Origin of the sequence: Leifsonia sp. PS1209 (genome assembly GCF_012317045.1) — a bacterium.
Taxonomy (GTDB): Bacteria; Actinomycetota; Actinomycetes; order Actinomycetales; family Microbacteriaceae; genus Leifsonia.
Map to the genome: position 1 here is coordinate 3,942,452 of NZ_CP051154.1, position 26,179 is coordinate 3,968,630.

At 68.6% G+C, this 26,179-nt stretch carries 32 protein-coding genes; 19 read left to right on the forward strand and 13 right to left on the reverse strand.

Annotation, left to right across the window (positions count from 1 at the left end; genetic code table 11):
• Positions 1–206 precede the first annotated feature (206 nt).
• A complete protein-coding gene (locus HF024_RS18830; protein WP_168690620.1) occupies positions 207–392 on the forward strand; it encodes a hypothetical protein in 186 nt (61 codons plus the stop codon).
• Between the two features lie 661 nt (positions 393–1,053).
• A complete protein-coding gene (locus HF024_RS18835; protein ID WP_168690621.1) occupies positions 1,054–1,428 on the forward strand; it encodes a hypothetical protein in 375 nt (124 codons plus the stop codon).
• Between the two features lie 123 nt (positions 1,429–1,551).
• Here the strand turns inward: HF024_RS18835 and HF024_RS18840 are convergent, their stop codons facing one another.
• The 3 genes from HF024_RS18840 to HF024_RS18850 are packed head-to-tail and all read right to left on the reverse strand — an operon-like array spanning position 1,552 to position 2,616.
• Positions 1,552–1,797 (reverse strand): hypothetical protein, encoded by a 246-nt coding sequence (locus HF024_RS18840; protein WP_168690622.1) that lies wholly within the window; start codon positions 1,795–1,797, stop codon positions 1,552–1,554.
• On the reverse strand, positions 1,784–2,323 hold the full coding sequence (locus HF024_RS18845; RefSeq protein WP_168690623.1) for a hypothetical protein: 540 nt from the start codon (positions 2,321–2,323) through the stop codon (positions 1,784–1,786). The genes HF024_RS18840 and HF024_RS18845 overlap by 14 nt, the downstream gene beginning before the upstream one ends.
• The gene (locus HF024_RS18850; protein ID WP_168690624.1) at positions 2,266–2,616 is read right to left on the reverse strand and encodes a hypothetical protein; all 351 of its coding nucleotides are present in this window, start codon (positions 2,614–2,616) and stop codon (positions 2,266–2,268) included. Before HF024_RS18850 ends, HF024_RS18845 begins: the two co-directional genes overlap by 58 nt.
• 77 nt (positions 2,617–2,693) lie before the next feature.
• Here HF024_RS18850 and HF024_RS18855 point away from each other — a divergent pair, with 77 nt between their 5' ends.
• The 3 genes from HF024_RS18855 (at position 2,694) to HF024_RS19930 (ending at position 5,235) form a co-directional block, all read left to right on the forward strand.
• On the forward strand, positions 2,694–2,963 hold the full coding sequence (locus HF024_RS18855) for a hypothetical protein (RefSeq protein ID WP_247597205.1): 270 nt from the start codon (positions 2,694–2,696) through the stop codon (positions 2,961–2,963).
• A 9-nt stretch (positions 2,964–2,972) separates the two neighbouring features.
• Complete coding sequence (locus HF024_RS18860) at positions 2,973–3,296, forward strand: hypothetical protein (RefSeq protein WP_168690625.1); 324 nt, start codon at positions 2,973–2,975, stop codon at positions 3,294–3,296.
• Positions 3,297–4,524: 1,228 nt separating this feature from the next.
• Entirely contained in the window at positions 4,525–5,235 is a 711-nt protein-coding gene (locus HF024_RS19930; protein ID WP_247597206.1) for a hypothetical protein, read from the forward strand.
• 37 nt (positions 5,236–5,272) lie between these two features.
• Here HF024_RS19930 and HF024_RS18870 read toward each other — a convergent pair whose 3' ends face one another.
• Positions 5,273–6,748, reverse strand: a complete 1,476-nt coding sequence (locus HF024_RS18870) for an MFS transporter (RefSeq protein WP_168690626.1) — start codon at positions 6,746–6,748, stop codon at positions 5,273–5,275.
• Positions 6,749–6,855: 107 nt separating this feature from the next.
• On the opposite strand from HF024_RS18870, the gene HF024_RS18875 reads away from it, so the two are divergent.
• The 4 genes from HF024_RS18875 (at position 6,856) to HF024_RS18890 (ending at position 9,129) form a co-directional block, all read left to right on the forward strand.
• Complete coding sequence (locus tag HF024_RS18875) at positions 6,856–7,596, forward strand: TetR/AcrR family transcriptional regulator C-terminal domain-containing protein (RefSeq protein ID WP_085367316.1); 741 nt, start codon at positions 6,856–6,858, stop codon at positions 7,594–7,596.
• A 99-nt stretch (positions 7,597–7,695) separates the two neighbouring features.
• A complete protein-coding gene (locus tag HF024_RS18880) occupies positions 7,696–7,860 on the forward strand; it encodes a DUF4175 domain-containing protein (protein ID WP_143465476.1) in 165 nt (54 codons plus the stop codon).
• Positions 7,861–7,990: 130 nt separating this feature from the next.
• Positions 7,991–8,257, forward strand: coding sequence for a Rho termination factor N-terminal domain-containing protein (locus tag HF024_RS18885; RefSeq protein WP_168690627.1), 267 nt, complete (start codon positions 7,991–7,993; stop codon positions 8,255–8,257).
• A 32-nt stretch (positions 8,258–8,289) separates the two neighbouring features.
• Positions 8,290–9,129 carry a hypothetical protein gene (locus HF024_RS18890; RefSeq protein ID WP_168690628.1) on the forward strand — a complete coding sequence of 280 codons (840 nt, stop codon included), beginning with the start codon at positions 8,290–8,292 and terminating at the stop codon, positions 9,127–9,129.
• A 31-nt stretch (positions 9,130–9,160) separates the two neighbouring features.
• Here HF024_RS18890 and HF024_RS18895 read toward each other — a convergent pair whose 3' ends face one another.
• Positions 9,161–9,478, reverse strand: coding sequence for a hypothetical protein (locus HF024_RS18895; protein WP_085367319.1), 318 nt, complete (start codon positions 9,476–9,478; stop codon positions 9,161–9,163).
• A 141-nt stretch (positions 9,479–9,619) separates the two neighbouring features.
• Here HF024_RS18895 and HF024_RS18900 point away from each other — a divergent pair, with 141 nt between their 5' ends.
• Positions 9,620–11,197 carry a stealth family protein gene (locus HF024_RS18900; RefSeq protein WP_168690629.1) on the forward strand — a complete coding sequence of 526 codons (1,578 nt, stop codon included), beginning with the start codon at positions 9,620–9,622 and terminating at the stop codon, positions 11,195–11,197.
• Between the two features lie 61 nt (positions 11,198–11,258).
• On the opposite strand, the gene HF024_RS18905 is transcribed toward HF024_RS18900, so the two are convergent.
• The 4 genes from HF024_RS18905 to HF024_RS18920 are packed head-to-tail and all read right to left on the reverse strand — an operon-like array spanning position 11,259 to position 16,546.
• A complete protein-coding gene (locus HF024_RS18905; RefSeq protein WP_168690630.1) occupies positions 11,259–13,289 on the reverse strand; it encodes a glycoside hydrolase family 2 TIM barrel-domain containing protein in 2,031 nt (676 codons plus the stop codon).
• A gap of 37 nt (positions 13,290–13,326) precedes the next feature.
• On the reverse strand, positions 13,327–14,196 hold the full coding sequence (locus HF024_RS18910) for a carbohydrate ABC transporter permease (protein ID WP_247597207.1): 870 nt from the start codon (positions 14,194–14,196) through the stop codon (positions 13,327–13,329).
• 3 nt (positions 14,197–14,199) lie between these two features.
• Positions 14,200–15,129: a sugar ABC transporter permease gene (locus HF024_RS18915; RefSeq protein ID WP_168690631.1), complete on the reverse strand. Its 930-nt coding sequence runs from the start codon at positions 15,127–15,129 to the stop codon at positions 14,200–14,202.
• 40 nt (positions 15,130–15,169) lie between these two features.
• Positions 15,170–16,546: an extracellular solute-binding protein gene (locus HF024_RS18920; protein WP_168690632.1), complete on the reverse strand. Its 1,377-nt coding sequence runs from the start codon at positions 16,544–16,546 to the stop codon at positions 15,170–15,172.
• A 93-nt stretch (positions 16,547–16,639) separates the two neighbouring features.
• Here HF024_RS18920 and HF024_RS18925 point away from each other — a divergent pair, with 93 nt between their 5' ends.
• Positions 16,640–17,665, forward strand: coding sequence for a LacI family DNA-binding transcriptional regulator (locus tag HF024_RS18925; RefSeq protein WP_168690633.1), 1,026 nt, complete (start codon positions 16,640–16,642; stop codon positions 17,663–17,665).
• A gap of 6 nt (positions 17,666–17,671) precedes the next feature.
• Here the strand turns inward: HF024_RS18925 and HF024_RS18930 are convergent, their stop codons facing one another.
• Complete coding sequence (locus HF024_RS18930) at positions 17,672–18,613, reverse strand: phosphodiesterase (protein WP_085367325.1); 942 nt, start codon at positions 18,611–18,613, stop codon at positions 17,672–17,674.
• A gap of 168 nt (positions 18,614–18,781) precedes the next feature.
• Between HF024_RS18930 and HF024_RS18935 the strand changes: the two genes are divergently transcribed.
• The 5 genes from HF024_RS18935 to HF024_RS18955 all read left to right on the forward strand — a co-directional run bounded on the left by HF024_RS18935 (position 18,782) and on the right by HF024_RS18955 (position 23,214).
• Positions 18,782–19,789 (forward strand): Gfo/Idh/MocA family oxidoreductase, encoded by a 1,008-nt coding sequence (locus HF024_RS18935; protein WP_168690634.1) that lies wholly within the window; start codon positions 18,782–18,784, stop codon positions 19,787–19,789.
• Positions 19,790–19,931: 142 nt separating this feature from the next.
• Positions 19,932–20,954 carry a Gfo/Idh/MocA family oxidoreductase gene (locus HF024_RS18940; RefSeq protein WP_168690635.1) on the forward strand — a complete coding sequence of 341 codons (1,023 nt, stop codon included), beginning with the start codon at positions 19,932–19,934 and terminating at the stop codon, positions 20,952–20,954.
• Between the two features lie 284 nt (positions 20,955–21,238).
• Complete coding sequence (locus HF024_RS18945) at positions 21,239–21,784, forward strand: NUDIX domain-containing protein (protein ID WP_210723990.1); 546 nt, start codon at positions 21,239–21,241, stop codon at positions 21,782–21,784.
• 46 nt (positions 21,785–21,830) lie between these two features.
• Positions 21,831–22,481: an HAD family hydrolase gene (locus tag HF024_RS18950; RefSeq protein ID WP_168690636.1), complete on the forward strand. Its 651-nt coding sequence runs from the start codon at positions 21,831–21,833 to the stop codon at positions 22,479–22,481.
• A gap of 4 nt (positions 22,482–22,485) precedes the next feature.
• Entirely contained in the window at positions 22,486–23,214 is a 729-nt protein-coding gene (locus HF024_RS18955) for an SDR family oxidoreductase (protein WP_168690637.1), read from the forward strand.
• 63 nt (positions 23,215–23,277) lie between these two features.
• Here the strand turns inward: HF024_RS18955 and HF024_RS18960 are convergent, their stop codons facing one another.
• Positions 23,278–23,649 (reverse strand): cupin domain-containing protein, encoded by a 372-nt coding sequence (locus HF024_RS18960; protein WP_168690638.1) that lies wholly within the window; start codon positions 23,647–23,649, stop codon positions 23,278–23,280.
• Positions 23,650–23,745: 96 nt separating this feature from the next.
• On the opposite strand from HF024_RS18960, the gene HF024_RS18965 reads away from it, so the two are divergent.
• The 3 genes from HF024_RS18965 to HF024_RS18975 all read left to right on the forward strand — a co-directional run bounded on the left by HF024_RS18965 (position 23,746) and on the right by HF024_RS18975 (position 24,753).
• Positions 23,746–24,045: a hypothetical protein gene (locus HF024_RS18965; RefSeq protein WP_085367332.1), complete on the forward strand. Its 300-nt coding sequence runs from the start codon at positions 23,746–23,748 to the stop codon at positions 24,043–24,045.
• An 82-nt stretch (positions 24,046–24,127) separates the two neighbouring features.
• A complete protein-coding gene (locus HF024_RS18970; RefSeq protein WP_085367333.1) occupies positions 24,128–24,328 on the forward strand; it encodes a hypothetical protein in 201 nt (66 codons plus the stop codon).
• Between the two features lie 182 nt (positions 24,329–24,510).
• Entirely contained in the window at positions 24,511–24,753 is a 243-nt protein-coding gene (locus HF024_RS18975; protein ID WP_085367334.1) for a hypothetical protein, read from the forward strand.
• Positions 24,754–24,795: 42 nt separating this feature from the next.
• Here the strand turns inward: HF024_RS18975 and HF024_RS18980 are convergent, their stop codons facing one another.
• On the reverse strand, positions 24,796–25,134 hold the full coding sequence (locus tag HF024_RS18980) for a hypothetical protein (RefSeq protein WP_168690639.1): 339 nt from the start codon (positions 25,132–25,134) through the stop codon (positions 24,796–24,798).
• A gap of 92 nt (positions 25,135–25,226) precedes the next feature.
• Positions 25,227–26,177: a DMT family transporter gene (locus HF024_RS18985; protein WP_168690640.1), complete on the reverse strand. Its 951-nt coding sequence runs from the start codon at positions 26,175–26,177 to the stop codon at positions 25,227–25,229.
• Positions 26,178–26,179 lie beyond the last annotated feature (2 nt).

The following is a 26,179-nucleotide window of genomic DNA, read 5'->3' on the forward strand; positions in this document are numbered from 1 at the left end:
TTTCCGCTGCGCAAAGTGGGGCTCCAACAGCCCGCTTTCGAATGGCAGCATTCCTTCTGGCAGTTGCGGCTGCCGTAGCCATCGGGGTCGCCTCCCCGAGCTCCGCTGATGCGACAACGTGGTGGTATTGGCGCACCCTGAGTCAAAAGTCCGGCAATAACACGTGGTACCCGGTCAACACCGGGGCCCAATACAACGTCGGTCATGTGGACGCCTACTCAGGAGCCGCCGGCGCATACATCGACACTGCAGGGGTTGGCCAATCGTACGGCCCGGGCAACGTTACGCAGACCTTCGGCGGCTACCGCACGGTCAACTCGAGCTGCAAGACGTACCTGCCGATCATGCCCGCCGGGCAGACCGTGTACCTCGAATGCCGGCTCGGCTACTAGCGAACTTGAAAGGACCAATCGTGATTACGAAATCATCTCTCTGGGGAACAATTGCCGCCGGAGCGGCGGCGGTGGGGATCGTAGCGTTCGCAGTTTCGGGGGTGTCGACTCCAGCCGCTGTTGCAGAGGGCGGGACCGACCCAGTCGCGACGAAGGCCCTGTCGCCTCTACTCTCAGCGAGTCAGTCCCCGAGCGATGCCCTTCCGGGCTTCCTCACCGACGGCGCGCAGGCTCTGCCTGGGGTTGTGCCCTCGTCTGCGCGGCACCTGGGCGACCGCAACGGGGCGGCCTTCTGGCTCGCGACCAACGATGATGGCGAGGCATGTCTTATCTCGCTGATGCCGGGCGCAGATCAACTCGCGTCGATGACATGCCACGGTGCTGACGATGTCTGGAAGCAGGGGCTCTCGCTGCAAGTGTCGACCCCGGATTCGGCGACGCGTCTGTACTTCCTTCCAACTGGATATACCGCCGACGTTCCAGGGCTTCAGAAAGTTGGGGCTCAACTCCTTGTCGGTGAGGCTGTGGGTGCTGCACAGCCCGTCACCGCTCAGCGGTCCGCAGCGGGAGCGAATGCTCGATCCATGACGGCGGAAAAGTTCGGAGGATCCACTCTGGAACTGCCTGCGCTGCCGGCGCCGGCCAAGCCGGGGACTGGGCAATGACGACGATGCGGGCGGGGCGATCCATGAGCGCAGTGCGTGGTGCGGTGCTCGCTGCCTGCGCCACTGCCGGGGCTCTGCTGATGGTTGTCGAGCTACCGATGGCAGCGGAGGCAGCGAACACGACCTACTACAACGCCACCAGTCATCAAGGAGCCTGGCACTCAAGTCCGTTGCTCTCCAGCACTGGAAACCAGGCATACACCCAGTTCGGTGGTGCAAACGTGACGGTTGACAACGGAACGTTCTCGTCGACTTCGCAGTCCGGCGCAACGCAGACGTACAGCCGACGCACCGTGTATCTGTCCTGCAGGTTCTACATCTCGAACTTCCCGGACTCCACTGCGCCATTGAACTGTGTGTTGATCAGCTAGGTCGATTCACCAGAGGCGGTGTCCCGATGCGCGCATCAAGACACCGCCTCTGGCTCTTATGCCGACCACCGCCCGCCTCCCCCGGCGCATGCGAGCTCGCTCAGAGCGGCGTGCTCGGCGGGGCTAGCGGGTGGCGGTGATCGGCAGCACGCCGGCATCCCGTTCCACGGTCTGGAGCTGCCCGTCGACGAGGCGGAGCATGCCGGTGCGGGTGCCGCCGCGGCCGCGCCCGGTGATGTCGAGCTCGTGCCCGGTCACGTGGCCCCATCCGGCGCCGAGGCCGTCAACACGGCGCCCGGAGACGGTCAGGACGGCGCGGGCTCCGGGCCAGTCGCGGTCGACCAGGAGCACGGTGTCATGGGTGCGCATCTTCCCCTGCAGTCGGGTTCCCCTGCAGTCGGGCGAGATCTCCCGCTGCGGGAACCGTTGGTGGACGCACGGCGATTGCGGGGACCGTCTCCACGAGCGTTGAGAGCGCCGGCCACCACCGCTCCCCAGGATGTGGGACGAGCAGTAACCGGTCGAGGTCGATCCCGGCGGCCGCGGCCGCCTCGATGCCGAAGTTCGGCATCCCGACCACGGCGCACCATCCGCCGGCGAGCGACGGCCCGGCGAGCATCGCCTGCAGCAGGCTCATCGAGTCGTGCACCTGGTACACGGACCCGGCGTAGAGGGAACCTTCGGGGAGCAGGCTCGCGATTACCGGATGCGTCGGCACTCGCTTCTCCCCCAGCTTCGCGCCCTGCATCTTGTCGATGCGGGATCGCAGCTCGAGTACGGTCGCCTCCGCATCCTCCGGCGGTGCGGCGTCCTGCAGGGCGGCGCGGGCGTAGGCCATCAGCTGGTCGACGTCGTCCGGGGTTGGCCGCTGCGCGGGTCGGTGCCAGTAAGCCACCGGGCTCGCTGTTCAGCGGGGGTGACGATCGTGCCGTCTGGTGCGGTCATGGGTGCTCGGAACTCCGGCATCCCCAGCTTCTCCGCGCACGCGTCGATCGCCTCTTGCAGGAGCTCGTAGTAGCCGAGCTGCCACCGCTGCTCACGCTGCAGCACCCAGTGGTCAACCCGGTACCGCATCAGCGTCTCCCCCGTCTCCCTATGCACCGCCGGAACCACCGAGATCAGAAACCGCGGCTTCACGACGTCGTCGACGACCAGCCACTGCTGCAGCGCCACCTGGATCGTCTTCACGAACGCCGATTTTACTCGAACAAACGTTCGAAAGTTAATGGTTCAATGGGAGCATCCCCGACCCCTTGGAGGCTGCCATGAGCATGACGCACGCGACCGACATCGTCTCAGTCTGGACCGACAAGGGCAGACCCATCCGGCTCGTCTGGCGCGGCACCCGCTACGTCGTGACCGACCGGCCCACCCCGCTGCAGAAGACCGCGTGGCATGACGCGCTCACGCATCCGGCCGGCAAGCTCGCGGGGTGGCGGTTCCAGGGTTGTTCCGTCGCGGACGGGGACGTGCGCATGTTCGACGTTCGCCCCAACGCTGACGGTGGCTGGGATCTCCTGCGCACGTACTCCTGAAGGTCACCGGTGGGAAACAACCGCAGGTACCCTGCAGACGGCATGGAGCGGGTGATCGACCAGGTCCTCACCCGGCCCCGGCCGGTCTGGCTCACCGAGGCCGAGGTCGACCTCGAGCACGACGTCGCGGTCGTCCCGCCCGCACCGGCGCCGGCGATCGCGTACGTACGCTTCCACGAGGCCGTCGTCCGGCCCGACGTCGAGGTGATCGCCTGGAACGAGCACGCCGTGCAGATCCGATTCACCAGTCGCGACGGTCAGCAGCACGAGGGCTGGGTGTGGAAAGTCGCCGTCCGCCCGAGGCCGCGGCGGGAGATCCCGCCGCGGCGGTGAAGCGGCGTCACGATCCCCGCTGCCGTGCGTCTCATAGGTGTGGTGCCTTCGCGCACGCACGCCGCTCTCCCATCAGAGTGGCGGTGACACCGCCGGCGGTAGGTCCCCTCTACGGTCGGCGGTGTTCGTATGCGGAGCCGAGCTGCTACCTCACGACGCTCCGCCACCGGGGAGGGCGGCCAGTGCGAGGCGCACCAGCGCCAACGCATAGCCCTGCGCGTCGGGATTGAACAGTGGCACGATGAACCACGGTGGCGGCGACGATGAAGGACGCCAGGGTGATGGTCCCCTTCAGGGGCTGGTTCGGTTCCACGGTATTCCTGCTTTCCGGCCGACCGTGCGTGGTCGGCTTGTTCGATGGGTGGACTGTTCAGTTCTCCCTATGCACCGGCCCTCTTGCCGGGTGTGCGCTCGCCTCGAAGTGCGAGCGGGTGTTGATCGTTGAGAGGGCCGGGGAGCCGGATCGGCTCCGAAGTAGGAGTGCGCCAGACTGTGGGCTGGTGCCCACGGAAGCTCTACAACCACGTGCATGTGCGGCAGATTCGCGATGGACGACACGGTCAATGAGCGCGTGACCGAGTTCGTCATTCCACAGGCCGGAAGCCGGAGGAGTGGCGGATTGGTCTTGGAATCGCGTGCGTTGCGCCAGCGCAAGCAGCCGCTTCCGGCCGGTGCGACGATCTTCACCGAATCGGCTCCAGCCCGGGATACCTCCAAGGCTTTGCTTGCACTAGGACCGTCTCGATTTCATGGACTGCTCATCGGACCCGTTCTTCAAAACCCAAAACAAGGTCACGCTCAGGTACGGAACAGGTTCTCGCAACCCGAAAATACTGGGCGCGTAAATCCGGATATCCAAATTCGTGGGCGACCGGCTGGGGCCTTAGCTACAGCTGCGATTAGAACTTCACTCATCGCGAAATCGATTCGTAGGTTGCAAGCGCTGTCGGCGCAGCATCTCCGCGTCCGATGTGGAACGCTCGACGACGCACCGTCTAGGGCTCTCTTCACGGCGAATTGGTCGACTGTCGCTTGAGCGCCGGACGCCTCCGTCGTTTCCCGGGTTGCGGTCCTTCGGCTGACGACACAAATGCGGGCAGAACGCCTCGGCGGCCTTGCACGGCGATCTCGCGTGAACCGCAATCTCTGTCGTTGCTGGAGACGGAGCACAGCCGGTAGGTTTCCGGGAGAGTAGTCACGGCGGTCTGTCCGGCAGTAGGGTCGCGGCATGACTATTCCCAACGACGACAGCACGCCGGAACAGCCCACCGGCGGAAATGTTCCTCCTGCGCCGGACGCCGGAGGGGCTGTCCCGCCTGTTCCGCCCGCACCTCCCGCCTCCCCCGTTCCGCCGGCCGCGCCCGTCGAGCAGACGCCGCCGACCCAGGCTCCCGGGTATCCGTCCGCTGCCGCATCCGGTGGCTTCCCGGCATATTCGGCCGCGCCTTCCGCACCGGCTCCCGCCGCACCGACCGAGCCGCCGTCGCAGATCACCATCGCGTTCTGGCTGTACATCGCGGCGGCGGTGCTCAGCGTGATCAGCGGTATCGTGACGGCGATCTCCGTCTCGGCCAACCGCGACACGATCCTGCAGCAGATCACCGACAGCCTGGCGAAGTCGCAGACCACCGGGACGAAGCTCGACCCGAACACCCTGACGGACGCCGCCATCACGTTCGGCATCGTCTGGGCGGTCGTCACCCTGATCTTCTGGGCGCTCGTCTTTGTGCTGTTCGCGGTCTTCATGCGCCGCGGCCGCAACTGGGCGCGCATCGTCCTGACCGTCCTCACCGTGATCTCGCTGCTGAACCTCGGCGGCCTGTACTTCATCGGCGGCGTGCAGGTGATCGCGGCGATCGTCGCCACGATCCTGATCTGGCTGAAGCCCGCCTCGCAGTACTTCGCTGCGGTGAAGGCGTCCCGCGCCCCGCGCGCCTAGATCCCATCGACCCGGAGACGGCGCCAGGCGACCTGCGTCAGGCGGCCGTCTCCGCGTCGGCGGGGGCGTGCTCGTCGACGGTGCGCGCGTTCGTCAGCGTGAGCGCGCCGATCCCCGCGATCAGGCCGACGGCGACCGCGAGGATGCCGAAGATGATCTGCTCGCCGTCGAAGTACGACGCGACCAGCTGGTGGCTCCACGCACCGCTCGGCAGAGTGGTGGTGACGAGCACGGCGATGAGCGTTCCGACGACCGCGGTGCCGATGCTCGTGCCGACCTCCTGCGCTGCGTCGTTCATCGCAGCGCCCATCGACGTGCGGTTCTCGGGCATCGCCCCGACGAGGGCCACCGCGCAGATGGTCATCACGGTGCGGAGGCCGATCGTCATCACGATCATGGAGAGCGCGACGGCCACGTAGTTCTGCTGGACGCTCCACGCCATCATGCCGAGACCCGCTGCCAGGAGCAGCGCACCCACGAAGCAGGCCATCCGGTGGCCGAGGCGACGCACCAGCAATTCGGTGAGCGGTGTCGCGAAGATCATCGTCAGGATGATCGGCAGGTTCGCCAGTCCGGCGACCAGAGGCGACCACCCCCATGCGTACTGGAAGTGCAGCACCAGAGCGAACATGACGCCGGACATGGCGAGCGAGGTGCCGATCTGGGCGATGGCCGCCCCCCGGACGGTGCCGCCGCGGAACAGCGACAGGTCGAGCATCGGCGCTGCCGCCCGGCGCTCGCGCACGATGAACAGGACGAGGGATGCGACCGCACCGAACGCGACCGTGATCGTGGCCGGCGACAGCCACCCGTTCTGCACTCCGCTGGTGAGGGTGTAGCAGGCGAGGCCGATCGTCAGGATGCTGAGGACGGCCCCCGGCACGTCGAGCTTGTCCTTCGTGAGACCGTCTGCCGTGTCCGGCGCGACGCCGAAGTGCACGCCGAGACAGGCGATGAGAGCGATCGGCGCGTTCACGAGCAGCAGCCACTGCCAGGACAGGTGCGCGAGCACGGTGCCCGCCAGGAGCGGCCCGAGGACGAAGCCGGACATGCCGACCACCATCATCAGCGTGATCGCGCGCATCCGGAGCTTCTCGTCGTCGAACAGCCGGAACACGAGGGAGTTGGTGATGGGCGCCATCATCGCCGCCGCGACGCCGAGCAGCGCACGCAGCGCGATGAGCTCACCGGTGCTCGTGACCAGCAGCACCCCGAGGCTCAGCAGGCCGAACAACCCCAAGCCCACCTGCAGCACCCGGCGGCGCCCGAAGCGGTCGGCGATCGAACCGGCGGTCAGCAGCAAGCCCCCAAAGGTGAGCGAGTACGCCCCGGTGATCCACTGCAGCGACGTCGTGTCGCCTCCGAGGCTGCGGGCGATCGTCGGGAGGGCGACCGACAGCAGGGTGTTGTCGACCATCTCGACGAAGAAGGCGAGGCAGAGCGCGGCGAGGGGGATCCAGGCCGCCTTCATGGATACGTAGCTGCGGGATGTGGTGATGGATTCGGTGCTCATAGCGACTCCAGTATCGAACGGTGTTCGAGTTTCGAACGCCGTTCGATAGAATAGAACAGTGTTCGATAAACTGCAAGGGGCAGGTCGACTGTGATGGGATGGGTGGCATGAGCAGCACACAGCGAGACGCGGAGCCGCGCGCACGGCGCCACACGGCTTCGCAGCGTCCCCGCGCTTCGCTGTCCCTCGAGTCCGTGCTCACCGAAGCCGTGGCGATCCTGGACGAATCCGGCGCACAGGGGCTCACCATCCGCGCCCTCGCCTCCCGGCTCGGAGGCGGCCCGGCGAGCGTGTACTGGTACGTGTCCGGACGCGACGAACTCCTCGACCTCGCGGCCGACTCCGTTCTCGCCGGCGTGCTGGAAGACGTGGCCGACGTGTCCTCAGCAGATCCGATCGCCGAACTGCGTGCCGTCGCCCACGCGCTCTTCGACACCATCGCCGACCGCCCCTGGCTCGGCGCGTACGCCATGCGCGACACCGGGCGCCAGGTCCACTCGCTGATGCTCTACGAGCGCATCGGCCAGCAGGTCATGCGACTCGGCCTCACCGCGCGGCAGAGCTTCTACGCGGCATCCGCCGTCGTCGGCTTCGTGATCGGCACCGCCGCCGACATGGGCCAGGAACTGCCGGACGCCGTCATCTCGGGCGAACTCGACCAGCGGCAGTACCTGGCCGAGGCGACAGAGCAATGGCGCGCGCTCGACCCGGCGGAGTATCCGTTCATCCACTACATCGTCGACGAGTTCGCCGTGCACGAAGACCGCGATCAGTTCCGCGCCGGCCTCGACCTGCTGCTGGCCGGGCTCGAACTGCAGGCGGGGCGCGGGTCAGGGTCGGCCGGCTAGGCGATCTCGCCCGAGGCACTCGACAGGCTGCGTTCCGAGGTCTACGGTGGGCGCCGGTCGTCGTTATGGTCGACCGCAAAAGAAAGCAGGTAACGGAAAATGAACATTCTGCTCATCGTGATCGCGATCGTCGCGATCGTGCTCCTGTTCACCGGCGGATTCGTGCAGGCCCTCAACTGGCTGCTCTGGGTGGGAATCATCCTCCTGGTGTTCGCCATCATCGTGTGGCTGGTTCGCATGATCAGCGGTCGGCGTTCCGTCTAGAACCACCGAACGTCCAAGGGCTCCGGATGCACCCGCATCCGGAGCCCTTCGCCGTTGCAGGGCCATTGCCGGGGAGGCGGTGGCGGGGTAGCGTGCGCGGCGACAACGGATCAGACGGAAGGGGCGGTCGATGCCTGGGCGCAACGAACCGGAACTGAAAGACCAGAAGCTCTACGAAGAACTCCGCAAGGAGGGCAACTCGAAAGAGAAGTCGGCGCGCATCTCGAACGCCGCAGCGGCCCGCGGGCGCTCGTCCGTCGGCAAGAAAGGCGGAGAGTCCGGGTCGTACGACGACTGGACGGTGCCCGACCTCAAGAAGCGCGCCAAAGAGCTCGGCCTCAGCGGCTACTCGAAGAAGACCAAGAAGGAACTGATCAGCGCGCTCCGCAACCACTGACCGAGCGCCCGCCCGCGTCGTACACTCACGGCATGGACCTGCGCGAGGTGGCCGACGAACTCTACGCGCTGCCCGCGGCCGAGTTCACCGCGTCCCGCAACGCGGCGGCAGGGAAGGCGGGCAAGCCGCTCGCCGCGGACATCCGCGGGCTGCGCAAGCCGTCGGCAGCCGCGGCCGCCGTCAACGCGCTGGTGCGCGAGCATCCGGATGTGGTCGACGCCATCCTCGACGTCGGCGACCGGATGCGCGAAGCGTTCGCCGAGCGCGACCGTACCGCCATCCGCGAACTCACCGGCGAGCGGCAACGGCTGCTGCAGAAGGCGACGAGCAGCGCCGGCACCGCAAGCCCCGCCGTGCTGCGCGAGGTGGAGGACACGCTGCAGGCCGCCGTCATCGACGCCGCGGCGGCCGCGGCGGTGCGCAGCGGGCTGCTGGTGCGGTCGCTGGAGTCGACCGGGGTGGACCAGGTCGACGTGTCCGACGCGGTGGCGCTGCCGGTGGACGTGGAGGCGGCGACCGTCGCCCACACGGCCCGGAAGGCGACCCGCACCGCAGCGAACGCACCCGCCCACGCCGAGCCGACGGAGACGCCGAGCGAACGCCGGGAACGGGAGCGGCGCATCCGGACGGCGGAGAAGGCGCTCGAACGGGCGCGCACCGATGCGGACGCCCTCGACGACGAACTGGACGAGGAGGTCGACAGGCGCACCGACCTCGAAGCCGAACGGGATGCGCTCGCCCGGCGGCTGGAACGCACCCAGGACGAGCTCGCGGAGTCGCGGGCGGCCGAGCGGGAGCTGCGGAGGAGGATCACCCAGGCGCAGGCGGCGCTGCGGGAGGCGGAGAAAGCAGTGAGGGCCGCGCGGGAGTGATTGGGCGTGCGTGCGCGGGCCGGTGCCGCGGTCAGCCGGGGAGGTGCTGCCCGACCGTGTCCTCGCTCATGACCACCATGCCGCCGGTGCGCTGCGAGGTGTGCATGAGCGCTTCGAGCCACTGGGTGTTGATCGCGGGCGGGCGGCTGCCGCTGAACTGGAACGACAGCGGCACCTCACGGCTGATCCAGATCGAGACGCGGCCGGAGCCCTGCTCGACAGGCACGTCCCAGTTGAGGAGAAAGCTCTCGTGCCGACGAAGCTTCGCCACGATGGCGAGTTTGACGTGGCTCAACACGCGATCGTCGAGGTCGTACTCCTGCCCGGAGCCGTAGACCAGTTTTCCCATGCAAGTATTCTCCACTATGAAACCGGTCGAAACTTTTCGGGGCGGGGGGATTGACCCGAATACTTTCTTCCAGTAACCCTGCGAGCGCGGCTGGACAACGGGGCTGGAACTTAGCTCCGGACGACATAGAGTGGGGCCCATATGGCAGATCACCCGTCTCCCGCCCTCTCCGACCACCCTGAGCCCGTCGTCGTCGTGGGCGACACCCACACGAGCAACCCGACCCTGCGGCGCGACGACGTCGTGCTGCGCAAAGGCGTGCTCACCCTCGTCTCCGGGCCGTTCACCCCGCGCGAATCGATGGTCGAAGACCTGCTGGCCGTGCGAGATGCATTGGATGCGGCCGGCATCGAGCACCTGCTGGTGCGCGGCGACGACGACAGGCGCGTCATCGCCGTCGACCGTCGACGCCGCAAGGAGATCACGGCGGCGCTCGCGACCGCGTTCGCCAACGAGCCGTTCTACGCCAGCCCGGTCGACGTGGACGGCGCGCCCACGCTGATCGCCGACGGCAGGCTGTCCAGAAGGAAGGCGCACGTCCTGCGGCTGTTCCGCCCGCGGCTGGAACCGATCGGACGGCTCCGCTACGGAGCCGAGACCGCCATGCAGCTCGAGTTCTGGCGGTTCGGCGACGAGGACATCGAAGCCCCGCGGCCGAACGCGCTGATGCGCACGCGCCTCCCGCGCAACGAGGCGATCGAGGAATCGGTGACCATCTACGGGCGCACCTGGCGCACGCTGGAGCACATGTTCGACCCGCTGGCGAGCGACATCGCCTTCGACATCGACATCGTGTTCTCCTGGGTGGACGGGTCGAGCGCGGAGTTCCAGCGGAAGCGCGCTGCGCAGCAGGCGGCGTACGTGGTCGGCGACGGCGACGACAACGAGGCCCGCTACCGCCAGATCGACGAGCTGAAGTACGCGATGCGGAGCGTGCACATGTTCGCGCCGTGGGTGCGCAACATCTACATCGCCACCGACTCCCCGCTGCCGTCCTGGCTCGCCCCGCACCCGAACGTGCACATCATGCGCAGTGAGGACTTCTTCGTCGACACGTCGACGCTGCCGACGCACAACTCGCACGCGGTGGAGAGCCAGTTGCACCACATCCCGGGCATCGCGGAGCACTTCCTGTACTCGAACGACGACATGTTCATCGGGCGCCCGATCTCGCCGGACATCTTCTTCTCGCCCGGCGGCGTGACCAAGTTCGTGGAGGCGGGAACGCGGATCGGACTCGGCGAGAGCGACCCGGCGCGCAGCGGGTTCGAGAACGCGGCACGCGTCAACCGCCGCCTGCTCTGGGAGCGCTTCGGCGCCGTCACCACCCGGCACCTCGAACACTGCGCAGCCCCGCTCAGGGTCAGCGTGCTCAACGAGATGGAGCGCGAGTTCCCCGACGACTTCGCCAGGACGGCGGCGAGCCCCTTCCGCTCAGCCACCGACATCTCGGTGACCAACTCGCTCTACCACTACTACTCGCTGATGACCGGGCGGGCCGTCGTGCAGACGCAGGCCCGCGTCCAGTACATCGAGACGACCCTGCACGAGGCCGAAGAGAAGATGCGCAGGCTGCTGAAGCGCCGCGACCAGGACATGTTCTGCCTCAACGACGGCTCCAAACCGGAGATCGGCGTGGAAGAGCGCACGAGGATCGTGACCGAGTTCCTGGAGAGGTACTTCCCGTTCCCCGCTCCGTGGGAGCGCATGGAGGGGTAGCCGGGCCGGGGACGGCGCGCGCCCGCGTTGGCAGGGAGGGCGCGCGCCGTTCGGCCGCCGCTCAGCCCTGACGGGCCCCGCGGCGGTTCGGTCGCTCGATGACGGCCGCGTCCACGAAGGTGCGCGCGACGCACCGGCCATCGGCCTCGAGCCAGAGGTGCAGCCGTGCAGCGCCGGGCGGCGGCGGCACGGTGACGGTGACCGGCTCTGTCACCGCGAACGGTGCGGCGGAGACGTCCGCACGCGCATCCGGTGCTTCATCGGCGGCGGGCAGCGGCGAACCGGCTGCCGACCAGGCGGCGTGCAGGATGCCGTCGACCGGGGCGTCCCCGTGATGTGAGACCCGCACATCCACGCCCAGCGGGCTCGTGGGGATCGGGATGTCCGCCCCGGCCCTCTGCGGCACGATGTCGACGACGAGGACGGTCTCGGCGTTGCTGTCCGCCGGGTTCAGCCCTCCCCAGTCCTTCCTGCGCCGGTCGGCGTCGAGCAGTCCTGCCATCTCGTGCTCCACATCCGTGAGCTCGGTGTACACGTAGCCGGCGAAACGGTCGTGGCGGCGGATCTCCTGCGTCTGCCAGCGCACGTGCCAGGCCCGCTCCAGACTGGTGAACCCCGCCCCGAACTCGCTGTTCAGGATGGGCACACCTGTGCGCGGGAAGTCTGCGGAGCCGTAGAAGGACTTGTCGACGACGAAGTCCGGACCGAGCTTCACCTCGAACGACTCCTTCTCTCCGGAGGCGAGGGCAGCGACGTTCGACGCCCACGCCGCAGGGTCCTCGTCGTAGTAGTGCCAGTCCACCAGGTCGCTGCGCACGTGCGCCCAGCCCGAGTTCTCGACGATGGGACGCGAGTCGTCCAGGGCGCGCATCGTGTCGTACGCGTGCACGGCGGCCTCCGCACGCTCCTGGCTGCCCGGGATGTCCCAGTCGAGCCCCCACTCCTCGTTGTAGAGACCCCAGACGACGATCGACGGGTGGTTGCCGTCGCGGCGCACCAGCTCGGGGAGCTGCTCCTCGAACGCGGATGCGGCGTCCGGGGTGAACCGGCTGGGGCAGGCGGGCTCCGCCCAGACCAGCATCCCCATCCGGTCCGCCGCGTGCAGCCAGCGCGGCTCCTCGAACTTGAGGTGCTTGCGCACCAGGTTGAAGCCCAGCTCCTCCGCCAGGTCGAGATCCCGGACCAGGGAGGCGTCGTCCGGGGCGGTGAGGCCGGAGTCCGGCCAGTAGCCCTGATCGAGCACGCCCCGGAGGTACAGCCGACGGCCGTTGAGGAACAGCTGCTCGCCGCGCACCTCGATGCTGCGCAGACCAGCCGTCGCCACGACGCGGTCGGCGGCCTCCCCGTCGCCCACGCGGAACTCGATGGCGTAGAGGTGCGGGTCGGCCGGGCTCCACAGCCGGGGCGCATCCACAGTCACGGTGCCGTCGAACCGGCCGTCCGCGTCGGCCGCGATGGTCGTCTCGCGGCCGTCGACGGTCACGACGACCGCAGCGCCGGCCGGAGCGTCGCCGACCACCCGGCCGGAGACGGCGAATCCGGTGAGCGAGTCACCGCGAATCGCGGCGGACTCCACGTAGCTGCGGCCGCGCGCCTCCAGCCAGACCGACTGCCAGATGCCGGACGTCGGCGTGAAGGAGACCCCGTCGTAGTCGTCGCGCGGGATGGAACGCTGCTTGCCGTGCGGGATCTCCCGCTTGTCGGCCGGCGCATCCACCTCCACCACCAGCTCGACCGGCTCCCCCGGCGTCACGAGCTCGGTCACGTCGAACTCGAACGAGGTGTATCCGCCGGTGTGGACGCCGACGACCACTCCGCCGAGCAGCACTCTGGCCACGTGGTGCACGGCGCCGAAGCTCAGGATCACCCGGCGGCCGTCCCACGCGGGCGGCACGGTGACGGAGCGACGGTACACCGCGCGTTCCAGCCAGGTGCGGCGCACACCGGATGCCGCCGTCTCCCACGCGAACGGCACCACGATCGTGGTGGGCTCCCCGCCCTCCGGCTCGAACCCCCAATCGCCGTTGAGGGTGAGCCAGCGCTCTGACCTGTCGAAGTCGGGCCGCGGATACTCGGGCTTCGGGACGGACATGGATGTGATGCCTTTCGTTCGTTCGGCGCGCATGAGGTCAGCCTTTGACGCTGCCGGCGAGGATGCCGTTGATGAAGTGCTTCTGCAGCATGATGAACAGGATGAGCAGGGGGATGAGGGCGACGGAGCTGGCGGCCAGCAGCTCCCCCGTGACCGTCGCGTAGTCTGCGCCCACCTTGTTGCCGGAGATGTTCTGGGCGAGGGTGGACAGCACCACTTGCAGCGTGGCCATCTTGCTGGAGCTCGCGACCACGACCGGCCAGACGAAGTCGTTGTAGATGTTCATGATGGTGAGCACGGCGAGGCCGGCCAGACCCGGCCGGATGACCGGGACGACGATCCGCCAGAAGATGCCGAACTCACCGCAGCCGTCGACCCTGGCCGCGTCGAGCAGCTCGTCCGGCACGGCGGAGATGACCTGGCGCATCCAGAAGATGGCGAAGGCGTCGACGGAGCCGGGGAGGATCAGCGCCTGGTAGGTGTTGACCCAGCCGAGCTCCTTCATCTCCAGCAGCAGCGGGATGATGAGCACGATGGTCGGCAGCATCAGCGTGAGCAGCACGGTCCCGAAGATGAGGTTCTTGCCCCGGAAGTCGTACTTGGCGAACGCGTACCCGGCCAGCGGGGCGCAGAACAGGGTGATCGCGCCCTTGAACACCAGCACGATGCCGGTGTTCACGAATCCGGATGCGATCGGAACGTCCTGGAACATCCCGCGGAAGTTGTCGAGCGTGAACGTGGTCGGGTCGAAGCCCAACGGGTCGCGGATGATGTCTCCCGCCGGCTTGAACGCCGAGAGGACGGCCCAGACCACCGGCGCGAGGAACGCGACGGTGAGGATCATCAGGAACACGTTCGACCCGATGAGCGGCCGGCGATGGATGCGGGTCTCTGCTGTGGTGGTCACGGTTCAGTCCTTCGCCCGCAGGAGTCTCACGAACCCGAGCGACAGCGCCATGACGACGATGACGAGCAGGAACGAGTTGGCCGCGCCCGTGCCGAGGTCGGCGCGCGTGATGTGGTTGTAGAGGAACAGTCCCGCCGTGGTGGTGGACCCGTACGGCCCTCCCCTGGTGACCACGAACGGCTCGGCGAACATCTGGAACACGGCGAGCGTCTGCAGCACGACGGCGAACATGATCGTGCGCCGCAGCAGCGGGACCGTGATGCTCCAGACCTGCCGCACCCGGCCGGCCCCGTCGATCGACGCGGCCTCGTAGATGTTCGCGTCGATCGACTGCAGGCCGGAGAGCAGGATGATGATGATGAACCCGCTGGTCTTCCAGAGGAAGAGCAGCGCCAGCGTCGGCTTGGCCCACTGGCTGGTCACCAGCCAGCCGACGTCCGGGAGCCCGATGAGGTTGAGCACCCCGTTGACCGCCCCGTAGTTCTGGTCGAAGAGCACGATCCAGATCTGCGCGACCGCGACGAGCGGGGTCACGAACGGGACGATGAACGCCACCCGGTAGAAGCCGCGCAGCCGCAGCTTCGCGTTGTCCAGCAGCACGGCCACCACGACGCACAGCACGATCTGGATGGGCACGATCAGCAGCCAGAGGATGCCGGAGTTCGCCAGCGACGACCAGAAGGCGCTGCTGCCGAGGAGGTAGGCGTAGTTGCCGAGGCCGACCCATTCCGCCGCTCCCGCTCCGTGCCAGTTCGTGAAGCTCAGTCGCAACGTGAACACGAGCGGATAGATGCTGAACGCGAGGAAGATCGCGACGAACGGCAGCACGAACAGGTAGGGCGCGAACGCTCTGCGGAACGCGTATCCCCTGCTCCCCCTCGCCGCGCGGGGCGGAGAGGGGGGCGCGGTCTGCGCGGCGGTCGTTGTGGTCACGGGTGTTCCTCGGTTCGGCGGTCGGGTCGGCCTGGCAGCACTACTGGCGGTCGATCAGGTTGGTCTGGATGTCCTTCGAGGACTGTTCGATGACCTGATCGGGCGTGAGCGAGCCGTCCAGCATCTTCTGGATGTCGTTGCCCAGGTAGTCGACAGCTCCGGCCCACCAGGTCGGCAGCGGTGCGCCGCCGGGGATCTCCTTGCCTGCTTCGATCGCGGTCGACCAGAGATCCTGGTTGCCCATCGCCTCGATCGGCTTGAACAGCGGCTTGTCCGGGTTCGCGGCGGGCTGGTACGCGGGGATGGACGTGTTCAGCCCGCCAGGGTAGACGTCGTTCGGGCCGTAGACCGCGGTGTATCCGGCCTCGTCGTACATCAGGAACTTGTAGAAGAGCCAGGCCAGCTGCGAGTTCTTGCCCTCCTTCGGGAGCACGAACGACGATCCGCCCATCGCGCCGCTGCGTGCGCCGCCGTCCTTCCACGCCGGGAGCGGCATCGCGCGCCAGTCGCCCTTCGTGGCCGTGAGCTGCTGCTGCGGCGCGAAGTCGAACCAGATCGACCACGGGTAGAAGACCTCGTCACCGGAATCGAGCGCTCCGATGTCACTCGGGCTGAGGTATTCGGCGCGGGTGCCGACGCCCTGCTTCTGCACCTCGTCGAGCCAGCCGAGGATCTGCTTGTACTCCGGGGAGTCGAGCCGCAGCTTCCCGTCGGCGTCCGCCAGGCTCGTGCCCAGCTGGCTGGCGTACATCTCGAGCTGCAGCTGTCCGAGGAAGGCGCTCTGCTCCAGGTGGATGGGCTTGGACCCCGGCTTGTACGCCTGGTACTTCTTGGCGGCGGCGAGGAGGTCGTCGTAGGTCTTGATCGAGTCCGGGTCGATCCCGGCGGCGGCCACGGCCTTCGCGTTGTAGAACAGCAGCCCGGGATCGAGGTCGAACGGGACGCCGTAGATGCCGCCCTTGACCGTGTTGACGTCGACCTTCTGCTGCGCGATGTCCTTGGTGTAGGGGGCGAGCACATCCTTGAGGTTCCAGAGGTACTCGGCGTAGCCGCCGACCTTCGCGTCGTCGAGGAAGACGCCGTCCGGCACGTCGGTGCCGGTGATGAGGGTGTTCTGCAGTTTGGCGTCGATGTCGACGGCCTCGTGCTTGACCGTGATGTCCGGGTAGACCTTGTTGAAGTCGGCGATGGCCGCGTCGAAGACCTTGAACAGGTCGCCGGAGCGATCCCAGATGGTGATCTCGCCCTTCGGGGACTTCTCGGTCGGCGCTTTCAGCACCGTGCTCGATGTCGTGGGGTCGGCCGAGCCGATCTCCGGCCCGCAGCCGGACAGGCCGACGGCGATGAGACCGGCTGCTCCGATGGCGACGATCCGCGTGATCGCGGCCTTCCGCCGTCGCGGGGTTGTGAGCTTCATGACACTCCTTCGTGCGGTCGTTTGCCAACGTATGCAAAACCGTACCCGATGTTTGCTATCGTTGCAAACGTCGGTTGGTCGAGAGGAGAGAGCATGGCGGCAACGCTCCGGGATGTGGCAGAGCACGCGAACGTGTCCGTGCGCACCGTCTCCAACGTGGTGAGTGGATACGAGCACGTGAGCTCGAAGATGCGCGCACGCGTCGAACAGGCCATCGACGAGCTCGGCTACCGGCCCAACCCCGTCGCCCGCACCCTGCGCACCGGCCGCACCGGCCTGCTCGCCCTGGTCGTCCCCGAGATCGACGTGCCGTACTTCAGCGAGCTCGCGCGCGACGTCATCACCGCGGCGGCCGAGGTCGGCTATCAGGTGATGATCGACCAGACCGGCCACGACCACGAGCGCGAGCAGGACCTTCTCCGCGGAACAGACCGCAACATGCTCTTCGACGGGATGCTCTTCGCCCCGCTCGCCACGGAAGCCGAGCTCAGCGGCGTCACCGAATCCCAGACCATGCCGCTCGTGCTCCTGGGCGAGCACACCTTCGACGGCCGGTTCGACCACGTCGCCATCGACAACGTGCAGGCCGCAGCAGACGCGACCGACCACCTGATCGCCATCGGACGCACCCGAATCGCCGCCATCGGCGCGCAGCCGAAGGAGCACTACACCACCCCGCTGCAGCGCACGGAGGGATACACCACGGCCCTCGAACGCGCCGGCCTCGGCCCGGAGCCGTCGCTCATCCGGGCGGCCGACCATTACAGCCGCGCCGACGGATACGCCGCGGCGTCGTCGCTGCTCGCCGAGTCCCCTCGCCCGGATGCGATCTTCTGCTACTCCGACCTGCTCGCGATGGGCGCGGCCCGCGCCGTGTTCGACGCCGGTCTGCAGGTGCCGGACGACGTCGCCATCATCGGCATCGACGACATCGAGGAGGGCCGGTACGCGCGCCCATCCCTCAGCACCGTGTCACTGGACACGCCGTTCATCGCCGAACAGGCGATCGCACGCATCGCCGCCAGGATCGACGACCCCACCCTGCCTGCTCAGGAGATCGTCGCTCCGCACCTGCTGCTGCCGCGCGAGAGCACAGGGGCGGCGTCCGTCACGCCATGACGTCCGTCACGCCATGACCTGGATCGGGGTGGTGGGCGACGGGTCGTGCCTGCCGCCCGCATCCACTCGCCGGGGCGGGATGCGGATGCCGTCGGCGGCGAGGCGGCGGGCGCTCTCGTCCGGGTCGATGTAGTCGAGCGCCGGGGAGGCGCCGAGCGGCACCACGGAGTGCAGCACCGTCGTCGGGTACACGTGCACGAGGTTGAAGGCGCGGAAGCCGTCACGGCCGCGGGTACCTCCGACCGGCACGTTGAGGTCTTGCGTGTAGCAGCTGGCCGACGCGACGGAGACCGGGATGCCCGCGAAGGTCGCCATCGACGAGTAGTGCAGGTGACCGGCCAGGATGCTGCGGACGTCGCTGCCGTCGAGCACCTCGGCAAGGCCGGACTGATCGCGCAGCTCGACGGACACGGCCAGGTCGAGCACGCTCGGGACCGGCGGGTGATGCATGGCCAGGATCGTGCCCTCCGGTGCGGGCGATGCGAGCTCGGCGGCGAGCCAGTCGAGCTGCGCATCCGTGACTTCGCCGTAGTGGTGGCCGGGCACGCTCGAGTCGAGGGCGATCACCCGGAGGCCGCCGAACCAGAACACGTCGTCGATCGGCTCGGCGGCGGGGAGCTCGTCGCGCAGCCCGAAGCGGAACGCGTCGCGCTCGTCGTGGTTGCCCATCACCCAGACCACGCGGGCGCCGAGGCGCTCCGCGACCGGGTCGACGATCGCGCGGACCTCCGCGTACGCATCCGGTTGTCCCCTGTCGGCGATGTCGCCCGTGAACACGATGGCCTCCGGCCTGCCGCCGGACGCTTCGAGGTCGGCCAGGAGGCTGCGGAGGTGGTGCGCGCTGTCGACGGAGCCGTAAAGCTTCTCACCTCCCGCCAGGAGGTGAGTGTCGCTGATGTGCACGAGGAAGTGGTCCGGCCGCGGGTATTCCGCGATTCGCGTCTTCACACGCCCATCCCACCACCGCAGTCTGAACGCTCCGTGAACGAACGCGGCGCGCCGCGACCCCCGCGCGACTTTCGCCCAGTGTGCGGCAAAAGTTGACGACCGCCGGGCGGAACTGGCTAGGCTGGACGCGTTCGCGCGCAACGAATACAGGCAGGGAGGCCTACTGCAATGCCCCAACCCCTCACCGTCGCCGCGATCGGCTTCTGGCATGTGCATGCCGGAGACTACGCGAAAGCCGCGCAACAGCATCCGGACACCAGACTCGTCGCCGTCTGGGACGACGACGAAGAACGCGGCCGCGCCGCAGCGGAAGCCTTCGGGGTGGAGTTCGTCCCCGACCTCGACGAGCTGCTCGCCCGCGACACTCTGGATGCGGTGACCATCACCACCTCCACCGACCAGCACCACGACGTGATCCTGCGATCCATCGCTGCGGGCAAGCACGTCTTCACCGAGAAGGTGCTCGCGCCCACCGCCGACGAGGCGGAAGACATCGTCGCCGCGGCGGCGTCCGCCGGTGTGGCGCTCGTCGTCTCGCTGCCCCGCCTCTACGACGGGTACACGCAGGCGTTCCGGCAGCTCATCGACTCCGGCGAGCTCGGCACGCTGACGTACTCGCGCGTGCGTCTCGCCCACGACGGCTGGGTGGCCGGCTGGCTGCCCGACCGGTTCGGCAACCCGGAGGAGGCGATCGGCGGCGCGCTGACCGACCTCGGCTGCCACCCCGCCTACCTGACGCGGCTGTTCCACCGGGCGGAACCGCTCGCGGTCAGCGCGGTCTACGGGTCGGTCACCGGGCATCCGGTGGAGGACAACGCGGTCGTGACGGCGGAGTTCCCCGGCGGAGCGCTCGGCGTTTTCGAGGCGAGCGTCGCCTCTGCACCCGGCCAGTTCACGATCGAACTGCGCGGCACGGAAGGCGTGGCCGTCTACGGCTTCGGCGGCCCGACGCTGCTGGTCGGCGGCGGCGAGCACGGCGACGAGTGGCGCGAGCTGCTGATCCCGGATGCGCTCGACGGCGCGTTCGCGGAATGGGTCGACCGCGTCCACTCCGGCACGACGGCCGACGCGAACCTGGACCACGCGCTGGCGCTCACCAGGATGGTCGTCGCGGCGAACGCGTCGGCGGCGAGCGGCGTTGCGGTGCCGGTCGCGGCTGCGCGCGCGGTCGTGTAGCCGGGCCTGTTCCTTCGTCGGCGCTTCGGGCGCTGGCGCGTCGCGCGCTCACGTTCCGGGCACTCACGCTTCGCGCATCCACTGGTCGCCGGGCAGTCCAGCGACCCCTTTCTCCTTCGCTTCACCCACCAGAAAGACACTCATGACTTCCAGCAACGCATCCACCGTCCGCATCGGCCTGATCGGGGCGGGCGGCATCGCCGGCGCCCACGTCGCCGGGTACGCCCTCAACCCGGACACGATCACGTTCGCCGCGGTCGCCGACCCCGTGCGCGCCTCCGCCGAGGCTCGCGCAGGCGACACCGGCGCCGTCATCTACGCCGACTACCGCGACATGCTCGCCGAGGCCGACATCGACGCCGTCGACATCTGCCTGCCGCACCATCTGCACAAGGACGCGATCGTCGCGGCCGCCCGCGCGGGCAAGCACATCCTGTGCGAGAAGCCGCTCTGCCTCACGCCGGAGGAGGCCCGCGAGGTCTCCGCGGCCGTCGACGAGGCGGGAGTGACGCTGATGTGCGCCCACAACCAGCTGTTCCTGCCCGCGGTGGCGGCGGCGAAGGAGCTGATCGAGTCCGGCAGGCTCGGCACCGTCTACGAGGTGCGCACGACCGACAGCTTCTACAACGACTTCGACCCGTCCACGATGGGCTGGCGTGCCAACGCGGCCACGAGCGGCGGCGGCGAACTGATCGACACCGGATACCACCCCAGCTACCTGCTGCTGCACCTCGCGGGCGGCTCCCCGGTGGAGGTGACGGCGATGCTCGCCACCCACCGCCTCACCTTCATGGAGGGCGAGGACTCGGCCACGGTGGTGGTGCGGTTCGACAACGGCGTGATCGGCACGGTCGTGACCAGCTGGGCGTATGACGCCGCCGACAGCACGGAGCGCTTCTCGGCGGTCGGCTCGCTCGGCAGCCTGACCAGCGACGGCACCACCCTCAGCTACCGCCTGCGCGGCAGCGAGCCGGTGGTCCTCGACCTGGAGCCCGTCGACCAGTTCGGCGAGGAGCTCGGGCACTTCGCGCGCAGCATCCTCGACGGCACCCGCCCCATCCACACGCAGAAGGAGGGCATCGAGGTGCTCGGCATCATCCTGGGCGCGTACGACTCCGCGCGCACCCGCACGGTCGCCGCCGTCCCCAGCCTCGCCGCGGTGTAGGGCCGGCGTCGCTGGCGAGATGCCAGTAACTGTGGCGCATCCCGGGCGTTTCGCGACAGTTACTGGCATCTCGGGGTGGAGTCAACCCGGTGGTGGGGATGGGCGGGGTGCGTACTGTGCTCGGAGGCGTCGTCCGAACGCCGCACTCCGCCGCCCCGTGGCTTTCAAACCCCCGCCGCTTTGGGCGGCGGAGCTGTGTCCGCCGGGCGCGCAGAGCGCTATCCGCCGCGTGCTCGGAGCGCTACCCTCGAAGGAACCGAGACCCGCCGCCACCGAGGAGGACCGTGGACCGCGAGACCGCCAGCGAGTTCTTCACGACAGCGCCGCAGTGGTTCGGGCGGCCGGAGCGGACGCTGTTCGCGTCGGTGGCCGAACGCATCCACGGGGGCGAGGAGCTGCTGTTCAAGGGCGGCCCGGCGCACGTCACGGCGAGCTGCGTCGTGTTCGATCCCGAGCGGACGCGGGTGCTGCTCGCGTTCCACCGCAAAGGGCGGTTCTGGGTGCAGTTCGGCGGGCACCTCGAACCGGGCGATGACGACATGGCCGCGGCGGCTGCGCGCGAGGTGACGGAGGAGAGCGGGCTCGAGTCGTTCCGGATGCTGTCCACCGACGCCATCGACCTGCAGGCGCAGCAGCTGGGCGAACGGTTCGGCGGCTGCGACATCCACCTCGACCTGCTGTTCGCGGCGGAGGCGCCACGGGATGCGGTCCCCAGCGCCAGCGACGAGAGCGACGCCGTCGAGTGGTTCGACCTCGACGCGCTGCCCACCGACGCCGTTCCCGGGCTGTCGAAACGGCTGCGCACCGCCAGGGAGCGGCTGGCCGCCTAGAGCGCACGCCCCTTGCCTCCCCGCGCTCAGCGAGTAGACAGGAAGCATGACGGTCACCGCTGTGCTCTTCGACGTCGACGGAACGCTCGTCGACTCCAACTTCCTGCACGTCGACGCCTGGCAGCGCGCGCTCGCCGAGCTGGGCTCCCCGACCGACGCGTGGCGCATCCACCGTGCGATCGGCCAGGACTCCGACCGGCTGCTGCGCGCGGTCGCCGGCGACCACGACGAGGAGTGGATGAGCAGAGCCTCCGACCTGCACTCCCGCTACTACCGCGAGCTCGCGCCGCGGCTGCGCGCCTTCGACCAGGTGCCCGAGCTGCTGCGCGCCATCGCGTCCCGCGGCATCGCCGTGGTGCTGGCCACCTCGGCGCCGGACGACGAGCTCGACCTGCTGCTCGACGCCATCGACGCTCCGGATGCGATCCACGCCACCACCTCCGCCGACGACGTCGAGACGGCCAAGCCGGACCCCGGCATCCTGAACGTGGCGCTCGAACGGGCGGGCGCGACCTCGTCCGACGCGATCATGGTCGGCGACTCCGTCTGGGATCTGAAGGCGGCGGCGCGGGCGCACCTGCGCTCGGTCGGGGTGCTGAGCGGCGGTGTCGGCGAGCGCGAGCTGACCGACGCCGGGGCGTTCGCGGTGTTCGAGGATCCGGCGCAGCTGCTGAAGAACCTGGACGCCATAGTCTGAGGTCATGCCTCTCACCATCGTCACAGGTGCAGGCCGCGGCATCGGGGCGGCGATCAGCCGCCGTCTCGCCGCGGACGGTCACGACATCGTCGTCTGCTATCGCTCAGACGTGGAATCCGCGGAAGCGGTAGCCGCCGATGTGCGCGCAGCGGGCAGGCGCGCGATCATCTGCGCCGTCGACACCACCGACGAAGCCCAGGTCGAGGCTGTGTTCGCGGCGGCGTCCGAACTGGGCACGGTGACGGGACTGGTCAACAACGCGGGGTCGGCCAGCGCGTTCGGGCCGCTCGCCGACGCGGACATCGCGGCCGTGCGCCGCGACATCGATGTCGACCTGGTGGGCGTACTGATCTGCGCGAAGCACGCTGTGCGCGCGATGAGCGCTCCCGGCGCGAGCGGCGGCGCCATCGTCAACATCTCCTCTGCGTCCGCCTACCTCGGCAGCCCCGGCCGCTACGTGCACTACGCGGCGGCGAAGGCGGCAGTGGATGCGGTCACCGTCGGCCTCTCGAAGGAGGTCGCCGCGCTCGGCATCCGCGTCAACGGCGTCGCCCCCGGCACGATCTGGACCGACTTCCATCCCGAGCCCGACCGTCCGGACATCGTGGCGCCGACGGTCCCGCTCGGTCGCGGCGGGCAGCCGGAAGAGATCGCAGGCGCCGTGGCCTGGCTGCTGTCGCCGGATGCGTCCTACGCGACCGGCACGACCATCCGGGTGACCGGCGGCCTCTAGCCGCGGCGCGGCCCGGGCTGCGCATCCGGCGTCTGCGCGTCCGGCAGTTCGCGCATCCGGCGTCTACGCGTCCGACAGTTCGCGCAGCTGGCTCGTCCGCTCGCCGCCCACATCCCCGGTGTTGACCGTGCCCTTCGGCTCGAACAGCACGGCCCGCACCTCCTCCTCGGCGAGCGGGCAGTGCTCGACCCCGCGCGGCACAACGAACACGTCGTTCGGGCCGAGGTGCACATCCCCGTCGCGCAGCTGGATGGTGAGCCGCCCGGACAGCACCAGGAACAGCTCGTCGGTCTCCGGATGCGTGTGCCAGACGAACTCGCCGAGCAGCTTCACGACCTTCACGTCGTAGTCGTTGACGCTCGTCAGGCGGTGCGGTTGCCAGTGCTCGGCGATGGAGGCGATGGCGTCGTCGAGGTTGTGCACGGAGTCGCTCATGGGTCCAACCTAGGTCCACGGCAGGAAAATGGTTGCGCAGAGGGCCGAGCGGGCGTTGGATGCTGCCTAACGAGCATCCGACGAGAGGGGCACGCTATGTCCGCCAGCGAACTCGAAATGTCCAGTGTGCGATTCCCGTATCGCAGCCGCATCTTCCACGTCGAGAAGCAGGCCCCCGGCCGCTGGGTGGTGCTGGACGAGTCCCACGCCGAGCTGGGCGTGCTGGTGCGGGTCGCCAGGGAGGGCGAGGAGCACGAGCCGGTGTTCGGCGCCATTCCGCCCGGGCACGTCGAGACGCTGCACGAGGGGTCCGACTGGAAGATGCTGGTCGCGTCGCTCATCAACGAGGCGCTGGAGCCGGCGCCGGGCGCCACCGGCAACCAGGGCGAGGCCTGATCCGCCGCTCCTCCCGCTCATCCCCAGCGACCGGATGCGCGCGCCCCGGCCCTGCGGAGCAGTCCTGGCTTACGATACGAGCGTGAAGGCGACGTTGCGCACGACCCTCGGCTGGCTCGCCGCGGTGCTCATCAACGTCGGCGTCGTCGCGTTCGCCCTCGGCCTGCTGCTTCCGCGCGTCGGCGGCACAGCGCCCGTGCTGGTCACCGGGATCGCCCTCCTCATCGTCGGCGTGGCCGTCGGCGCCGCGTGGATGTTCGTGTCCCGCCAGCCCCCTCGCTGAGTTTTTCGCACGTCTCGCGTCAGGATTCCGGCAGTTCGCCGTCTCCTCTCGTGAGAGACATCCCATCGCGCGAGGTGCTCGCCTCTGCGGTCTCTCGGACGCCCGAACCGGGTGACGGCGTCCCCCGTGGGTGGGGCCGGTCGGGCCCCACCCACGACTGCGACCACTGAGGGAGGCCGACCGTGACCGACCGCGGAATGCGTTTCCGCGCACGAAGCGATGCGCTGACGGGCTATCTCGCCAGCTTCCTGCTCGTGCTGTTCTCCGCTGCGTTCGTCGTCGCGGCCTCACGCGGCACTTTCGCCGCCGACACCGGGCTGAGCCGGACGGCGGTGGGGCTGCTCGTCGCCGGTGCCGTCTGCGCCGCTGCGCTCGGTGTCGCCGGTGCGGTGTGCATCCACCGCTGGACACGACTGCCCCGCTGACCCTGTCGGGGGCCAGCGGGGCTTCCACGTCGATCGGGACGGCTAGTCAGGAGCCTCCGTGGTGTCGACGAGGTCGGGGTTGGACGGGTTCTGCGCCGGGTCGAGCTCGGCGGGCGGCGGCTCCGCGCCCTCCATGCCGGTGGAGGCGGCGTCGCCCGTGGTCAGGTCCGGCTCGGCCTGAGCGCCGGTGTCCGCATCCGGTGCGTCGGCGCCCTGCGCGTCTGCAACCTGCGCGGCCGTATCCGGTGCGTCGGCGGTCTCCGCAGGCTCGGCCGACTGCGCGTCGCGATCTGCACCGTCACCGCCCTCGAAACGCGTCGGGTCATCCTCCGCAGGCACGCCCTCGCTCGTGGTGTTCGGCAGTCCGCTGGTGTCGCTCATCCGATGCTCCTCTCGCTCCGGTTCAGCCCCAGCAAACGCCGAACCCCCTCGCTCTCGCAAGGGGGTTCAGGCCGGTCCGGCAGCGGTGTACGTTACGCGGGCACGCTCGCCGACGATGCAGCGAGCACGCGAGCCCTTCGCGCCGCGCGACGTGCGTAGATGTTATTGAGGACGAGGCCGAGCACCACGAGAACCACTCCCCACGTCGCCGCCACAGTCGGAAGCGTCTGGGTGGTCACGCTGACGATGGTGAAGGTGGTTATCGGCACCAGGTTCATGAACAGCGTGCCATTGATCGGGCCGAGCAGCCTGTTGCCGTTGTTCCAGAAGAGCACCGCGACCACCCCGGCGAGGATGATGAGGTACGCGAATGCCGGCCAACCAGCGATGATCGCTTCGAAGGTCGGCATTGTCACGAAACCTGTTGCTGCTGCCACGATGGTTGCGGCCGCGATCGTCGGGCATCCGAGGAGCGTCGTCAGGGTCGTGTAGCGCAAGATCGACCACTGTGGGAATCGGGCAGCTCCCCTGGTGTACACCACCCAGCAAATCGCTCCGAGAAGCGCCAGGACCAGCCCGAGTGCGTCGTCCGCGGAGACGAGTTCCCGGTAGTTGCCTTCCGTGAGCACCAGGGACACTCCGACGAACGCAATGACCACGGCCGCGAGCGTGTAGGCCGGAGGCAGCTTCCTGGTCGCTGCCGCGGCTATCACTGCACCGATTGCGGGCATCATGGCCATGATGAGGCTGACGTTTGCCGCCGATGTGTAGCTCAGGGCGGTGAACGCCAGTAGCCCGAATCCAGCAAACCCGGCACTTCCGAGAAGAAAGAGGTGCCAGCCGCTGGCTCCCAGGCGGAAGGCGGCGCGCCCCTCGGCTCTGCCGAGCATTATCGCAAGGACGATCGCGACCGCAACGTATCGGATCAGCGTCATGACGAACATGTTCACGGTCGGCTCGAGACTCGCGGCCACAGGGAACATACCGCCCCAGATCAGGGGAGGGATGAGACAGAGAAGGACAGCGCGGAATGAGGTGCTCATGG

What these genes read in the sequence shown, in the direction of transcription:
- HF024_RS18835 (WP_168690621.1), top strand. Translation starts at nt 1,054, where the DNA reads ATGACGACGATGCGGGCGGGGCGATCCATGAGCGCAGTGCGTGGTGCG.
- HF024_RS18840 (WP_168690622.1), bottom strand. Translation starts at nt 1,797, where the DNA reads ATGCGCACCCATGACACCGTGCTCCTGGTCGACCGCGACTGGCCCGGA.
- HF024_RS18855 (WP_247597205.1), top strand. Translation starts at nt 2,694, where the DNA reads ATGAGCATGACGCACGCGACCGACATCGTCTCAGTCTGGACCGACAAG.
- HF024_RS19930 (WP_247597206.1), top strand. Translation starts at nt 4,525, where the DNA reads ATGACTATTCCCAACGACGACAGCACGCCGGAACAGCCCACCGGCGGA.
- HF024_RS18870 (WP_168690626.1), bottom strand. Translation starts at nt 6,748, where the DNA reads ATGAGCACCGAATCCATCACCACATCCCGCAGCTACGTATCCATGAAG.
- HF024_RS18875 (WP_085367316.1), top strand. Translation starts at nt 6,856, where the DNA reads ATGAGCAGCACACAGCGAGACGCGGAGCCGCGCGCACGGCGCCACACG.
- HF024_RS18880 (WP_143465476.1), top strand. Translation starts at nt 7,696, where the DNA reads ATGAACATTCTGCTCATCGTGATCGCGATCGTCGCGATCGTGCTCCTG.
- HF024_RS18885 (WP_168690627.1), top strand. Translation starts at nt 7,991, where the DNA reads ATGCCTGGGCGCAACGAACCGGAACTGAAAGACCAGAAGCTCTACGAA.
- HF024_RS18890 (WP_168690628.1), top strand. Translation starts at nt 8,290, where the DNA reads ATGGACCTGCGCGAGGTGGCCGACGAACTCTACGCGCTGCCCGCGGCC.
- HF024_RS18895 (WP_085367319.1), bottom strand. Translation starts at nt 9,478, where the DNA reads ATGGGAAAACTGGTCTACGGCTCCGGGCAGGAGTACGACCTCGACGAT.
- HF024_RS18900 (WP_168690629.1), top strand. Translation starts at nt 9,620, where the DNA reads ATGGCAGATCACCCGTCTCCCGCCCTCTCCGACCACCCTGAGCCCGTC.
- HF024_RS18905 (WP_168690630.1), bottom strand. Translation starts at nt 13,289, where the DNA reads ATGTCCGTCCCGAAGCCCGAGTATCCGCGGCCCGACTTCGACAGGTCA.
- HF024_RS18920 (WP_168690632.1), bottom strand. Translation starts at nt 16,546, where the DNA reads ATGAAGCTCACAACCCCGCGACGGCGGAAGGCCGCGATCACGCGGATC.
- HF024_RS18925 (WP_168690633.1), top strand. Translation starts at nt 16,640, where the DNA reads ATGGCGGCAACGCTCCGGGATGTGGCAGAGCACGCGAACGTGTCCGTG.
- HF024_RS18935 (WP_168690634.1), top strand. Translation starts at nt 18,782, where the DNA reads ATGCCCCAACCCCTCACCGTCGCCGCGATCGGCTTCTGGCATGTGCAT.
- HF024_RS18940 (WP_168690635.1), top strand. Translation starts at nt 19,932, where the DNA reads ATGACTTCCAGCAACGCATCCACCGTCCGCATCGGCCTGATCGGGGCG.
- HF024_RS18950 (WP_168690636.1), top strand. Translation starts at nt 21,831, where the DNA reads ATGACGGTCACCGCTGTGCTCTTCGACGTCGACGGAACGCTCGTCGAC.
- HF024_RS18955 (WP_168690637.1), top strand. Translation starts at nt 22,486, where the DNA reads ATGCCTCTCACCATCGTCACAGGTGCAGGCCGCGGCATCGGGGCGGCG.
- HF024_RS18960 (WP_168690638.1), bottom strand. Translation starts at nt 23,649, where the DNA reads ATGAGCGACTCCGTGCACAACCTCGACGACGCCATCGCCTCCATCGCC.
- HF024_RS18965 (WP_085367332.1), top strand. Translation starts at nt 23,746, where the DNA reads ATGTCCGCCAGCGAACTCGAAATGTCCAGTGTGCGATTCCCGTATCGC.
- HF024_RS18980 (WP_168690639.1), bottom strand. Translation starts at nt 25,134, where the DNA reads ATGAGCGACACCAGCGGACTGCCGAACACCACGAGCGAGGGCGTGCCT.
- HF024_RS18985 (WP_168690640.1), bottom strand. Translation starts at nt 26,177, where the DNA reads ATGAGCACCTCATTCCGCGCTGTCCTTCTCTGTCTCATCCCTCCCCTG.